Here is a 13,943-nt window from a genome sequence, read left to right on the forward strand (position 1 = left end):
CCTTAACATGGCGGAAAACCCGGGGAAACCGGCTGGACTAATCGATTGGCCCGAAAATCGGCGAGAATTCGGCTCAGGCCGCCTGCCCCACCCGATCCTCGATGAGCATGGGGATGAAGGGCTCGTCCGGCGCTTCCGGCAGGATTTGCGCCCAGGTCAGGATTTCCATCCGGCCGTCGAAGTGCTCGACCACGGCCGTGCAGCTTTCCACCCAGTCGCCGGTGTTGATGTAGCGCACATCGTCGAAATTCTCGATCGCGGCATGATGGATATGGCCGCAGATTACGCCGTCGACATGCGAGCGGCGGGCTTCCTCGGTCAGCACGGTCTGGAACGAGCCGATGAAATTGACCGCTTTCTTGACCTTGACCTTGGCCCAGGATGAGAACGACCAGTAAGGCAGGCCGAGCAATTGGCGCAAGCGCGTCACCACGCGGTTGACGATCATCGCCGCGTCATAGGCATGATCGCCGAGATAGGCGAGCCAGCGCTGATTGTGAACGACAGTGTCGAACTGATCGCCATGGATGACAAGAAGGCGCTTGCCGTCGGCTGTTTCATGGATCGCGCGGTCGGCGACGACGATGCCGCCGAAATGCACGCCCTGGAATTGGCGGGCGAACTCGTCGTGATTGCCGGCTATATAGGTGATGCTGGCGCCCTTGCGCGCCTTGCGCAGCAATTTCTGCACGACGTCATTGTGGCTTTGCGGCCAGTGCCAGCTCCGCCGCAGCCGCCAGCCATCGACGATATCGCCAACCAGATAGATGATGTCGGCGTCATGGTATCGAAGGAAATCGATCAGGAACTCGGCCTTGGCCGCCTTCGAGCCGAGATGGACGTCGGAAATGAACATGCTGCGGAAAGTGCGGGGCTCTTGGCCTGACATCGCGATTTCACCCTTGCTTTCGAGCAGCCTATGCCTCGATTCATGCAACAACCGTATGACGGTTGCGATTGGTCCAGTCTAAGGGCTAGCTTGCCCGCCAAATCACAGGAGAAATCGTCATGGATCTCGGCATCCGCGGAAAGAAGGCAATCGTCTGCGCTTCGAGCAAGGGACTTGGAAAAGGCTGCGCCATGGCGCTGGCCGAGGCCGGTTGCGACATCGTCGTCAATGGGCGCAATGCCGAACTGGTGGCCAAAACCGCCGCCGAACTGCGCGAGCGCTATGGCGTGACGGTGACGGAGGTCGTCGGCGACGTCTCCAATCCCGAGGTACAGAAGGCACTGCTTGCAGCCTGCCCCGAGCCCGACATTCTCGTCAACAACAATGGCGGCCCGCCGCTGCGCGATTTCCGCGAGCTCGATCGCGCGAAAATCCTCGAAGGCGTCACCCAGAACATGGTGACCCCGATCGAGCTGGTGCAGGCAGTCCTCGACGGCATGACGAAGCGCGGCTTCGGCCGCATCGTCAACATCACCTCGCTATCGGTCTATGTCCCCATTCCCGGCCTCGACCTCTCGTCGGGCGCGCGCGCTGGTCTCACCTCTTTCCTAGCCGGCGTGGCGCGAACGGTCATCGATCGCAACGTCACCATCAACAGCCTTCTGCCGGGCAAACTCGACACCGACCGGCTGCGCGGCCCGCACGAGGCCGGCACCGTCGAGGATCCCGCCGCCGCCGCCGCGCGCAAGACTCGCATCAGCGCCGACGTGCCAGCCAAGCGGCTCGGCACGCCGGAGGAATTCGGCCAGATCTGCGCCTTCCTCTGCTCGGTTCATGCCGGCTATCTGACCGGGCAGAACATACCGGTCGACGGCGGTCTCTATGTCAGCGCCTTCTGATCGAAAGGTCGACGACGTGGCCGGATTCATCTGGCATGAAACAGTCGTAAGAATCTGACATCTAATGATTTTTTACGCGCCGCGGTTTAAAGCCGGCGGCGCGTCAATTAGCGTCGCGAAAAACCTTGGCCGCATGCTAAAAGGGGCCTCGGAGCAGGTTTCGAGGGAGCGGCCGCATGGAAGGCGAGAACAAGAAAACGGCACGTTCGGACCTCGACGAAGCCGCCCTTTACTTCCACAAGCACCCTAGACCGGGAAAGCTCGAAATCCAGGCAACCAAGCCGCTTGGCAATCAGCGCGACCTGGCGCTCGCCTACTCGCCCGGCGTCGCCGCCCCTTGCCTGGAGATCCGCGACAATCCGGCAACCGCCGCCGACTATACGGCGCGCGCCAACCTGGTCGGCGTCGTCTCCAACGGTTCGGCCGTGCTTGGTCTCGGCAATATCGGCCCGCTGGCCTCCAAACCCGTGATGGAAGGCAAGGCGGTCCTGTTCAAGAAATTCGCCGGCATCGACGTCTTCGACATTGAGATCGACGCGCCCGAGATCGAGCGCATGGTGGAGACCATCGCCGCTCTAGAACCCACTTTCGGCGGCATCAACCTCGAGGACATCAAGGCGCCGGAATGTTTTGAGGTCGAGGAGCGGCTGAAAGCCCGCATGAGCATACCGGTGTTCCACGATGACCAGCACGGCACCGCCATCATCGTCGCCGCCGCCGTGCTCAACGGGCTGGAATTCGCCGGCAAGACCATTTCGGACATCAAGGTCGTCACCTCCGGCGCGGGCGCGGCCGCCCTTGCCTGCCTCAATCTCCTGGTCTCGCTCGGAGTACGGATCGAAAACATCTGGGTCACCGACCGTTTCGGCGTCGCCTACAAGGGCCGCACCGACGAGATGGACCGCTGGAAAGACCCTTATGTGAAGGACACCGGGGCGCGCACGCTGGCCGATGTCATCCCGGGCGCCGACGTTTTCCTCGGCCTCTCCGCGGCCGGCGTATTGAAGCCGGAACTGCTGCAGCACATGGCGCCGAAGCCGCTGATCCTGGCGCTGGCCAACCCCAATCCCGAGATCATGCCGGAAGTGGCGCGCGCTGCGCGACCCGATGCCATGATCTGCACGGGCCGGTCCGATTTTCCCAATCAAGTCAACAACGTCCTGTGCTTCCCCTATATCTTCCGCGGCGCGCTCGACTGCGGTGCCAGCGCGATCAATGAAGAGATGAAGATGGCCGCGGTGCGGGCCATTGCCGCCCTTGCCCGCGAAGAGCCTTCGGACGTCGCCGCGCGCGCCTATTCGGGCGAGACGCCGATCTTCGGGCCTGATTTCCTGATCCCCTCGCCCTTCGATCCCAGGCTCATCCTGCGCATCGCGCCGGCCGTTGCCAAAGCGGCCTGCGACACCGGTGTGGCGACACGGCCAATCACCGATTTCACCGCCTATATCGACAAGCTCAACCGTTTCGTCTTCCGCTCCGGCCTGGTGATGAAGCCGGTGTTCTCATCCGCCAAGGCATCGAGCGCCAAGCGCGTCATCTATGCCGATGGCGAGGATGAGCGCGTGCTGCGCGCCGCCCAGGTGGTGCTGGAGGAAGGCATTGCCGAGCCGATCCTGATCGGCCGTCCGCACGTCATCGAGGTCAGGCTGAAGCGCTACGGGCTGCGCATCAAGCCGGGCGTCGATTTCGGCCTGATCAACCCGGAAGACGATCCGCGCTACCGCAACTATGTCGACCTCCTGATCGAACTTGCCGGCCGGCGCGGCGTGACGACGGAAGCCGCACGTACCATGGTGCGCACCGACAATACGGTGATCGCGGCGCTCGCCCTGAAGCGCGGCGATGCCGACGCCATGGTCTGCGGCCTCGAAGGACGCTTCGAGCGGCACCTGCGCAACGTGACCCTCATCATTGGCCCTCGCGCCGGCATCAGGGACTATGACCTGTCGACCCTGTCCATGCTGATCTCGCAGCGCGGCATCATCTTCCTCACCGATACGCACGTTTCCGTCGACCCGACGGCCGAGGAAATCGCCGAGATGACCGTGCTGGCGGCCGAGGAAATCCAGCGCTTCGGCATCGAGCCGAAGGCGGCGCTGCTGTCGCACTCCGACTTCGGCTCGCGCGATTCGCCAAGCGCGCTGAAAATGCGCCAGGCGGCGGCGATCCTGGCGCGCATCGCGCCGGAACTTCAATGCGACGGCGAAATGCATGCCGATTCCGCCTTGTCGGAGCATCTGCGCCAGCGCGTCTATCCGCATTCGCGACTGAAGGGCGAAGCCAATCTGCTGGTGTTCCCGAACCTCGATTCGGCCAACATCACGCTGACGGCGCTACGCGCCATGATGGATGCTCTGCATGTCGGGCCGATCCTGCTTGGCACCGATATGCCGGCGCACATCCTGACGCCCTCGGTGACATCGCGCGGCGTCGTCAACATGACGGCGCTAGCCGTGGTTGAGGCCGCGCACAAGGCGCAGGCTATCGCCAATCTGGACTAAGCCGCCTCCAGCGGTTCGGCTTGGCCTGGGGACGGCTTCCTTCCTTCATGGCTGGCTCGTCGCAAAGCCGGGGTGTTGCCGGTCGGCAACTTGCGATTGCGGAAAGTCCGTGTTGGCGGAGAGCGGATTTCGCAGGGGAAGCCTACCTGATATGGTTTCGCATCTGGTTTGACGGTGAGGACGTCATGAAGGGTTTGATGCTTGCATCCGCATTGCTGTCCCTGATCAGCGGGCAAGCTCTGGCCGCGGACGCTATCAGTGCCGAGCCCGCAACCGTCCACGACTGGTCCGGCGTCTATGTCGGCGGGCAGATTGGCTACGGTTTCGGAAGGACCGATGCGGCTTACAATTTGCCGAACACACCGACAATCCGTGGTTCTCAGAACTACGATACCGATGGTTTCCTGGGCGGCATCCAACTCGGCTACAACTACCAGATCAATTCCACCGTCCTCGGCGTGGAGGCCGATTTTTCCGGGGCCGACATCATGGGCCACTCCGACGAGATCAATGTCGGCGGAGGCGATACTTACGACACCAAGGTGGATTGGTTTGGAACGCTTCGCGCCAGGGCGGGCTATGCGTTCGATCGTACCCTGATCTACGGGACCGGTGGCCTGGCTTTTGGCAGTGTCGAAAACCAATATCTCAACGGTCCCTTGAGCGGCTTTTCCGAGAAGAACACCAAGGTCGGCTGGACCATTGGCGCCGGACTGGAGCAGGCGATCACGGACCATTGGTCGGCAAAATTCGAATATCAATATATCGATCTGCGGGACCAGACCATCGATTATGGCGCCAACTCCAACACCACCTTCGACAACACGTTCAATACGGTCAGGATCGGCATGAACTACAAGTTCTGACCGGCCGGAGCGGTCTGCCGCTTACCGTTGTTGCCTGGCCGGCTGAACCCGCCTGCTGTCCCGACTTAATGGCTTTCGGCCAACCAGCGAACCGCATCCGAAATAGACGATTAACCGCGAACGGGGTAGCTTGGCGACCATAGGCAAGCGGGATTTGAGGCGGATGACAAGCGCAAGGTTGAAGCGGGCGCATGCTGCCATGCTGCTTGGCCTGCTGCTGTCCGGCGCCACCATCACCGAGCCACAGGCCGCTTCGCGGGTCTGCCGTCAGTTGGAGGCCGATCTTGCCGCGGCTTCGCGTGGCGGCGGCCCGGCAATGATCCGGAAATACGATGCCGCGATCGACCGCCAGCGCGAACAGATTTCCAAGGCCCGTGGCCAGGCGGACAACGCAGGCTGCGGATTTTCGCTGTTTTCCCGCAACGTCAATCAATGTGCCGGGCTCAACGCCACCATCGACCGCATGAACGCCAATCTCGACAGTCTCCAGGCCAAGCGTGCCCAGCTCGCCGGCGGCGGATCGCGTCGCGACAGTGGCCGCATCCTGGCCGCGCTCGACGCCAATGGTTGCCGCGACGACACGGTTGCGCCGCGCCACGCTCCGCTGCGGGAAGCTGACCGTGGAGAAGACGGCACCGCGAACCTGTTCGACCAGCTTTTCGGCAACGATGGCCAGCGGGGCGACACGCTTGACCAGCCCGACGATCCCGATGGGGAGCGCACTATCCGCAGGGTCTTGAACCAGCCCGAAGCGCCCGATTTCCCGAGCGCCGGCGGCGAGTTCCGCACGATGTGCGTACGCACCTGCGACGGCTACTTCTTTCCGATGTCGAACGCGGCCTCGGTCAGCGATTTCGAGCGCGACCAGAAGAATTGCGAATCGAGCTGCCCCGGCACCGAGATGCAGGTCTTCTATTCGCGCGGCATGGACGACGATTCCGCCGCGATGACGTCATCGGTCACCGGCAGGCCCTATAGCGAACTGCCGACCGCCTATCTCTACAAGCAGTCCAACATGCCACGCCCACCGGCTTGCGGCTGCAATGCCGCGCAGAACTTCCAGATCATTGGCGGCAACCCGCCAAATCCGCGACAGTCGCAGCCCGAAACGGACGCGGCACCGTTCATTCCGGTCCCTGCCTCCAAGCCAGACCCGGGCGCCGACCCGGAAACCCTGGCCAATATGGAAGGCGGGCTCGACCGCGAAGCCATCAAGCGGCTTTCCGCCAAGCCGGTGACATCGCCGGTGTCCGCCTTGCCGCCGGAACAGCGCAAGGTCAGGGTCGTCGGGCCAACGTTCCTTCCCGACCCATCAGCGGCAATAAATCTGCAAGCTCCGGCCCCGAAGACAGTCCGGTAAGCGCAAGTCTGAGCGGCATGAACAGCCCCTTGCCCTTGCGTCCGGTCGCTTCCCTGATCTTGCCGGTCCAATCCTTCCAGACTGTCCCGTTCCATGGCTCTTCCGGCAGGACATCGAAAGCCTGATGAAGAAAATCGCGGTCGTCGGCGGAAAAATCGGGCCGCTCCTGCGGCCCCTCGCGCAGGATGCGCCACCAGCCCGCCGCATCGGCGAGCCGGTCGAGATTGCCGCGCACCGCCAACCAGAAAGGTTCGGCCTGGTCGCCCGAGATGCCGAGCACCATCAGCCTGTCTCGGGCCTCGTCGAAGGGCATGTGGTGCAGCAGCACGCGGTTCAGCACGAAAAGCTCTTCCGGATCGAACTTGGCCGATGATTTCGAGGTGGCGGCCGGGTCGAAATGCCCGGCGAGTTCGGCCAGGTCATGCGCGGCCGCGACATTCTCCGAGGTGCCGACCAGCACGGCCAGCGAAGCGACGGCCATCGGCTCGATGCCGTCCTCGCGCAGGCTTTCAATGGAGAGGGCCCCGGTGCGCTTCGACAGTCCCTCGCCCGAGACGGTGGTCAAAAGATTGTGGTGGCCGAAAACCGGCGGCTCGGCGCCCAGCGCCTTGAACAGGGCAATCTGCACGCCGGTATTGGTGACATGGTCGTCACCACGGATGACGTGGCTGATGCCCATCTCGATGTCGTCGACGACCGACGGCAACGTGTAGAGATAGGTGCCGTCCTCACGCACCAGCACTGGATCCGAGAGCGAAGCGAGATCGACCGTTTCCTCGCCGCGCACCAGGTCGTTCCAGTGGATGTCGGTGCGTTCGGGCTGCTGTGGATCGTCTGAGAAATTGGGCAGCAGGAAACGCCAGTGCGGCCGGCGCCCGTCCGCCTGGTATTCGGCCACCTGCTCCCTGGTCAGCGCCAGGGCCTCGCGGCCATAGACCGGCGGCAGGCCGCGCGTGCGGCGCACTTTTCGCCGCAGATCGAGTTCCTCCGGCGTTTCGTAGCAGGCATAGAGAACGCCCGCCGCCTTGAGCCGCTCGACGGCCGCGTCGTAGGTCTCGAAGCGCCGCGACTGATATTCGGTGGCGTCCGGGAAAATGCCCAGCCAATGCAGGTCGTAAAGGATGGCGTCGGCGAATTCCTGCTTCGAGCGGGCGATGTCGGTGTCGTCGAAGCGCTGGATGAAGCGGCCCTTGTTGTTCAGGGCAAACAGCCAGTTGAAGAGAGCGGTGCGCGCATTGCCGATATGGATGCGGCCGGTCGGTGACGGAGCGAAACGAACGGTAACTGTCATGGATGGGGCGTACCGGATGCCTTTGTGATTGACAAGATGCGCCCCCGCGCTGTGCCGCAGACATAGAACATGGCGCGCGCAATGAAAAGACCGGGCGGCGCTTGCCACGTTCGAGCGCGGCGGGCGAAGCCGACGCGGTCGAGATAATGATGCCGCTGGGCCTTGCCGCCTTAGGTCAGCTCTTGGTGGGCCGAGACATCCGAACCGCTCGCCGAGGCTGATCAGCGGCCGAAATCATCGGAACTGAGGCGGGTCCAGCGGTCGCCCATCAAGCCACCGATGAAGATGTCGCCGGAGCGGACCGCTTCCGTGACCTCGGCGATCCGCGAGCGGACCATAGTCCCCCCGGCATAGCGGAGGAAGACGTTCTTGTAGCCGAAGAGCTGAGGCAGGAACCTGCCTTGCGTCTGCCCGGCGATGCCCACGCAACCCATATTCCGCGCGTCGGCGATCAGGCCATCCAGCGTCGCGCCCCAGTGAGACCCGGAGGCCTGGATTTGCAGCAGGCTCGCGATGCCGCCGGCTTGACCGTAGAAGGCGTAGCAGCCGAGTATCTTACCTGTTTCGTCGTATGTCCCGCCGAAATGAAGGGGACCGTCGGCCCGCTTCTCGGCCGCCAGAGCGAGCAGCCGTGGCAGCTCGCCATCCAGCCAACGCGGCCGAAGCGAGTAATCGGACATCAGGGTCGGCAAGCGCTCCGCAAATTGCTCGGCATCCATCGCTTCGCGATGGACCCGGTGCGACGCGGAATGCTGGGCGGGCGGCTCGAACCTTTTTCTCGTAAGGGTGTCGAATGCTCTGGCGCAAGGATCAAGTGCGAAGCGAGGCAAGCCCGGCCATTTGCCGCGCGCCATGGCGGCGGCCATCGCGGCCGGCCGGAAAATGCAGGTCCATCCCAGACAATGCACCGGCAGCAGCTGATATTTCATCGGGCGCGCGAAGGCCAGGGATACCCGGTTGGCCGAATCGGTCAGGTGCAGATCGAACGCGCCTTGATGCACGGCGCGCAGCAACTGCGGTCCGGCCGAGCCGTGATCGGTGCCGGGGTCGGCCATGAGCGGCCCGATGATCGCCGCATTCAATGCCGCTCCGTTGAGCTCGTAGTGGGCTTTCAGGACCCCGAGGAAGCCACCCAGGCGGCCCTGCGGGTTGATCTGGACAAGAGCGTTGCTGTCACCAGCCTGGCCGGCAGGCCCAAGATAGATCTTTCTCATATACTCGGCCGTCTCCGCGATCGCGCGATCGAGGAGGTGACGTCGCCGCCGAAATTTCGTCAGGAAGAGTGCGGCGACACGCTCGAGATCTCCGGCTGCGAGCGGCCGAACCGAGCCGTGCTGCGTCTCCAGCACCGACGGCGCAGCCACGTTTTTCACACCGATACTCGCGGAAACAGGATGCATCGTGAGGCCTACGGAGGTCGCCTGCCGAAGGGCGAGACCTACATTGATCAATCGAATCCCAGGAGATGCGAACAAGCCCCTCTGGGTTGCTTGAGCAAAGCTATAGCAATCAATGGTTGAGACAAGGTATCTCGATCGGCATCACAAACAAATGCTCAAACTCAGGATCCGCAAGACGATCTGGATATCGCTTCGCGTCACGGATTGGCTCGGCCGGCACGGGCTGGGTGACGGGGAGCCCCCGCCGAGTTCTGCCCCGCCCTGCGGTTGCGTGCACCGCTACTCCCAACCGGCCCACAGCGCCTGATAGAGCTGGCCTCCGAACGAAGCCGAAGGCCACCCAGGTCAGATGGCAAGTCCCTTGGTCAGCTCGAGCGCCTGGCGCTCGAACAGGCGTCGGTAGATGCCGCCCTGCAGCCGGATCAGTTCGTCATGCGAGCCTTCCTCGACGATATTGCCGCGATCGAAGACCAGCAGCCTGTCGAGCGCCCGCACCGTCGAAAGCCGGTGCGCGATGACCAGCGTGGTGCGGCCGACCATCAGCCGCTCCATCGCCTGCTGGATCAGCACCTCCGATTCCGAATCGAGGCTCGATGTCGCCTCGTCCAGGATCAGGATGCGCGCATCGGCAAGGAAGGCGCGCGCGATCGCCACGCGCTGCCGCTCGCCGCCCGACAATTTCACGCCGCGCTCGCCGACCAGCGTGCCGTAGCCCTTCGGCAGGTTGGTTATGAAGTCGTGCGCGCTCGCCAGCCTGGCGGCATGTTCGATCTCCGCCTGCGTCGCGCTCGGCCTGCTATAGGCGATGTTTTCGGCGAGCGACCGGTGGAACAGGATCGGCTCCTGCTGGACGATGGCGATCTGCCCGCGCAGCGACGCTTGCCCCACCTGCGAGATATCCTGGCCGTCGATCAGGATCTTGCCCGCATTCACGTCATAGAGCCGCTGGATGAGCTTGACGAACGTCGTCTTGCCCGACCCAGAGTGACCGACGAGCCCGACGCGTTCACCCGGTTCGATATCGACCGAAAAGTCGCGATAGAGCGGTGTCCGGTGATTGCCGTAGTGAAAGGTGACGTTGTCGAAGCTTATGGCCCCTTGCGTGATCTGGATCGCCCCGGCGCCGGGCCGGTCTTCGATGCCGAGCGGTTCGGACTGGAAATCGACCAATTCCTCCATGTCATTGATCGAACGCTGCAAATTCCGGATATGCGTGCCGATATCGCGCAAATAGCCCTGCAGCACGAAGAACGAGGTCAGCACGAAGGCGACGTCGCCGGCGCTCGCCTGCCCCCAAGACCACAGCATCAGTGCCAGACCGATCACCGCGGCCCGCATGGCCAGCAGCAGCACTCCTTGGGTGGTGCCGTTGACGGTGCCGCGCACCCAGGTGCGGCGCGTGCGTCCCCGCCATTTGGCGATAACCCTGGCCAGGCGGCGCTCTTCGCGCTCCTCGGCGCCAAAGCCCTTGACCACGGCGTTGCAGCTCACCGCGTCGGCCAGCGAGCCGCCGAGGCGTGTATCCCACGTGTTGGCGAGCCTCGCCGCCGGCGCGACATAGCCAAGCGACAGCATTGCGGTCACCATGATGAACAGCAGCGAGCCGGCGGCAACGACCGCCCCCATCAGCGGCCAGAACCAGCCGAGCAGCAGCGTCGAGCCGACAAGCATGACGACCGACGGCAGCAGCGCGATGAGGATGGTGTCGTTGAGCAGGTCGAGCGCCCACATGCCGCGCGTCACCTTGCGCACGGTCGAGCCGGCGAAGCTGTTGGCGTGCCAGTCGGTGGAAAACCGCTGGACGCGATGGAAGGCGTCGGCGGCGATGTCGGCCATCATCTTGAGCGTCAGTTCGACGATGCCCATGAACGCGAGGTTGCGCAGCACGACGCCGGTCAGCGCCAACGCCATCAGAATCGAGAACGCCGTCATCGCAGCATTCCAGGCAATGGCGTCCGCGCCGGCGCTGCTGGCGACGGCGTCGACCAGCCGGCCGGAATAAAGCGGCGTCAGGACGTCGGCCAGCGTCGACAGCAGGAAACCACCCATGATCAGCGAAAGCCGCCAGGGCTGGCGCCGCCAGTGGGTGAGCGAAAAACCAAGAACGCTGCGAAACGCGCTCGCGCGCAAATCGATCTTAAGACGAGCCATGATGTCATTCGGGCGCGAACGAGCCCGATCCCATAAAGTCGAAAATTGAAGAAGCCGCGCAAAGGGCATTAATTGCCCGGAAGCGGACTGGCATATTTTGGCGTCACGCCCTTGTCGGGGCGGCGACCGGCATCGGCATAAGCCTGTGCCCAATCCGGCTTCGGCGCGAAGGACAGACCTTCGCGGAGCGCCGGCTGGGACCTAGGCTTCGCGGCCCCGCATTACCATGTGAAATACTGCCATTCGGACCTCCCGCAAATGAATCGCGGAACGGCCTTTATAGAGACGGCCCGATGCATCGCCAAGACCAGCTCCCGACCAAAGTGTATCTGGTCCAAGCACTGAGATTATTTTGCAACAATGGCGGATGGAAGCTTTCGCCGCGTGCCCGTCATTGGGGCGAGCGATCGAGGCGCATGTATCGGCCGTCCGTGGAGGGTTTGAAACCCAGTTTTTCATAGACGCCATGCGCGTCGCTGGTCGACAGGCTCCAGTGCGAGACGGTGCCGAGTTCGGGATGATCGATGAGCCCCCGCACCAGCCGCGAGCCTATGCCCTGCCCCCGATGCCGCGGCCAGACGATGATGTCGGCGAGATAAGCGAACACCGTGCGATCGGTGATCGCCCTGCCGAAGCCGACTTGTTTGCCATCGATGTAAGCAGCGGCGCAGAACGAATTGGCAAAGGCCCGGCGATGAAATTCATCGCTGCGTCCGGCCCCCCAGTAGCTCGTCATCAACAGGTCCGAGGTCGCTCGGAAGTCGATGCGCGCGAGGTCGAAACTGATCTCACAGTCTTGCATGGCCGTGTCCCCGTCTCGCGGCATCGCGTATTTTCGCCCAGTGGGCGAACCGCGGCTTATCCACGATCCCTGAAACGGTTGGTGATGGGATAACGGCGGTCGCGGCCGAAATTCTTCCTGGTGATCTTCACGCCAGGTGCGGCCTGCCGGCGCTTGTATTCGGCGATATAGAGCAGATGCTCGATGCGCGTCACCGTCGCCCGGTCATGGCCGCGCGCCACAATGTCGTCAACGCCCATCTCGTTTTCGACCAGGCATTCGAGAATGTCGTCCAGCACCGGATAGGGCGGCAGCGAATCCTGGTCGGTCTGGTTTTCCCGCAATTCCGCCGACGGCGCCTTGTCGATGATGTTCTTCGGGATGACCTCGCCCGACGGCCCGAGCGCGCCAGGCGGCACATGGCTGTTGCGCCAGCGCGACAGCGCATAGACCTGCATCTTGTAGAGATCCTTGATCGGGTTGAAGCCGCCATTCATGTCGCCATAGAGCGTGGCATAGCCGACCGACATCTCGCTCTTGTTGCCGGTGGTGACCACCATCGAGCCGAATTTGTTGGAGATCGCCATCAGGATGGTGCCGCGCGCGCGGCTCTGCAGGTTCTCCTCGGTGATGCCTTCCTTGGTGCCTTCGAAAAGCTGCGTCAGCGCGTGCATGAAGCCTTCGACGGGCTCGAAGATCGGTACGATATCATAGCGGCAGCCGAGCGCGCGGGCGCAGTCCTCGGCATCCTTCAGCGAATCCTTCGACGTATAGCGGTAAGGCATCATCACCGCGCGCAGCCGCTCCTCGCCGAGCGCATCGACGGCAAGCGCAGCGCAGATCGCCGAATCGATGCCGCCCGACAGGCCCAGCACCACATTCTTGAAGCCATTCTTGTTGACGTAGTCGCGCAGGCCCAGCATGCAGGCGCGATAGTCGGCCTCCTCCCTCTCGGGGATCTTCGACATCGGCCCTTCAGAGCAGACCCAGCCGTCCTCCGTGCGCTTCCACGTGGTGACGTCGACGGCGTCCTCGAACTGGCTCATCTGGAAAGCCAATGTCTTGTCGGCCCCGATGGCGAAGGACGCACCGTCGAAGATCAGTTCGTCCTGGCCGCCGAGCTGGTTGGCATAGATCAACGGCAGGCCGCATTCGATGACCTGCTTGATGACAACCTGATGGCGTACGTCGATCTTGGCGCGATAATAAGGCGAGCCGTTCGGCACCAGCAGGATTTCAGCGCCGCTCTCGGCCAGCGTCTCGCACACCGCGACGTCGCCCCAGATGTCCTCGCAGATCGGGATGCCCAGCCGTACGCCGCGGAAATTGACGGGGCCTTGCAGGTCCGGCCCGGCCTGGAAGACCCGCTTTTCGTCGAACTCGCCATAGTTCGGCAGATCGAGTTTGTAGCGTTCGGCCAGGATCTTGCCGCCATCGGCGACAATGATCGAATTGTGCGTGCCGCTCTTGCGCTTCAGCGGTGTGCCGATGATGACGCCGGGGCCGCCATCCGAGGTATCGGCGGCGAACTCCTGCGCCGCCTTTTCGCAGGCCTTGAGGAAGGCCGGCTTCAGCACGAGATCCTCCGGCGGATAACCGGCGAGGAAAAGCTCGGTATAGAGCACGAGATCGGCGCCCTGGCGCGCGGCATCCGCCCTCGCCTCGCGGGCTTTGGCGAGGTTGCCGGCGACATCGCCGACTGTCGGGTTGAGCTGGGCGATCGCGATGCGCAGTATGTCGGGCTTCTTGGTCATGCTGCTGACTTAGCGCGGCGGAATTGCCCGAGCAATGGCGTTCGTTTGGAC

At 63.3% G+C, this 13,943-nt stretch carries 10 protein-coding genes; 4 read left to right on the forward strand and 6 right to left on the reverse strand.

Going from position 1 to position 13,943, the window contains the following annotated elements:
• Positions 1-73: 73 nt before the first annotated feature.
• On the reverse strand, positions 74-856 hold the full coding sequence (locus AC07SZ_RS23400; RefSeq protein ID WP_056577406.1) for a UDP-2,3-diacylglucosamine diphosphatase: 783 nt from the start codon (positions 854-856) through the stop codon (positions 74-76).
• A gap of 152 nt (positions 857-1,008) precedes the next feature.
• Between AC07SZ_RS23400 and AC07SZ_RS23405 the strand changes: the two genes are divergently transcribed.
• The 4 genes from AC07SZ_RS23405 (at position 1,009) to AC07SZ_RS23420 (ending at position 6,515) form a co-directional block, all read left to right on the forward strand.
• Positions 1,009-1,788 (forward strand): SDR family oxidoreductase, encoded by a 780-nt coding sequence (locus tag AC07SZ_RS23405; RefSeq protein WP_494916052.1) that lies wholly within the window; start codon positions 1,009-1,011, stop codon positions 1,786-1,788.
• 176 nt (positions 1,789-1,964) lie between these two features.
• On the forward strand, positions 1,965-4,289 hold the full coding sequence (locus tag AC07SZ_RS23410) for an NADP-dependent malic enzyme (RefSeq protein ID WP_056576660.1): 2,325 nt from the start codon (positions 1,965-1,967) through the stop codon (positions 4,287-4,289).
• Positions 4,290-4,474: 185 nt separating this feature from the next.
• A complete protein-coding gene (locus tag AC07SZ_RS23415; RefSeq protein WP_494916053.1) occupies positions 4,475-5,155 on the forward strand; it encodes an outer membrane protein in 681 nt (226 codons plus the stop codon).
• Positions 5,156-5,318: 163 nt separating this feature from the next.
• Complete coding sequence (locus AC07SZ_RS23420; protein ID WP_494916054.1) at positions 5,319-6,515, forward strand: DUF2865 domain-containing protein; 1,197 nt, start codon at positions 5,319-5,321, stop codon at positions 6,513-6,515.
• Here AC07SZ_RS23420 and gltX read toward each other — a convergent pair.
• From gltX to AC07SZ_RS23445, 5 genes are all read right to left on the reverse strand, one after another.
• Positions 6,433-7,806, reverse strand: coding sequence for a glutamate--tRNA ligase (gene gltX, locus AC07SZ_RS23425; RefSeq protein ID WP_494916055.1), 1,374 nt, complete (start codon positions 7,804-7,806; stop codon positions 6,433-6,435). The two genes, AC07SZ_RS23420 and gltX, sit on opposite strands and share 83 nt — an antisense overlap.
• Positions 7,807-8,027: 221 nt before the next feature.
• Positions 8,028-9,206 (reverse strand): hypothetical protein, encoded by a 1,179-nt coding sequence (locus tag AC07SZ_RS23430; RefSeq protein ID WP_494916056.1) that lies wholly within the window; start codon positions 9,204-9,206, stop codon positions 8,028-8,030.
• A gap of 345 nt (positions 9,207-9,551) precedes the next feature.
• Entirely contained in the window at positions 9,552-11,357 is a 1,806-nt protein-coding gene (locus tag AC07SZ_RS23435; protein ID WP_494916058.1) for an ABC transporter ATP-binding protein, read from the reverse strand.
• Positions 11,358-11,748: 391 nt separating this feature from the next.
• Positions 11,749-12,159, reverse strand: coding sequence for a GNAT family N-acetyltransferase (locus tag AC07SZ_RS23440; protein ID WP_056576642.1), 411 nt, complete (start codon positions 12,157-12,159; stop codon positions 11,749-11,751).
• A gap of 56 nt (positions 12,160-12,215) precedes the next feature.
• A complete protein-coding gene (locus tag AC07SZ_RS23445) occupies positions 12,216-13,892 on the reverse strand; it encodes an NAD+ synthase (RefSeq protein ID WP_494916061.1) in 1,677 nt (558 codons plus the stop codon).
• Positions 13,893-13,943 lie beyond the last annotated feature (51 nt).

The sequence above is a fragment of the Mesorhizobium sp. GW821-FHT07A06 genome, assembly GCF_059419085.1.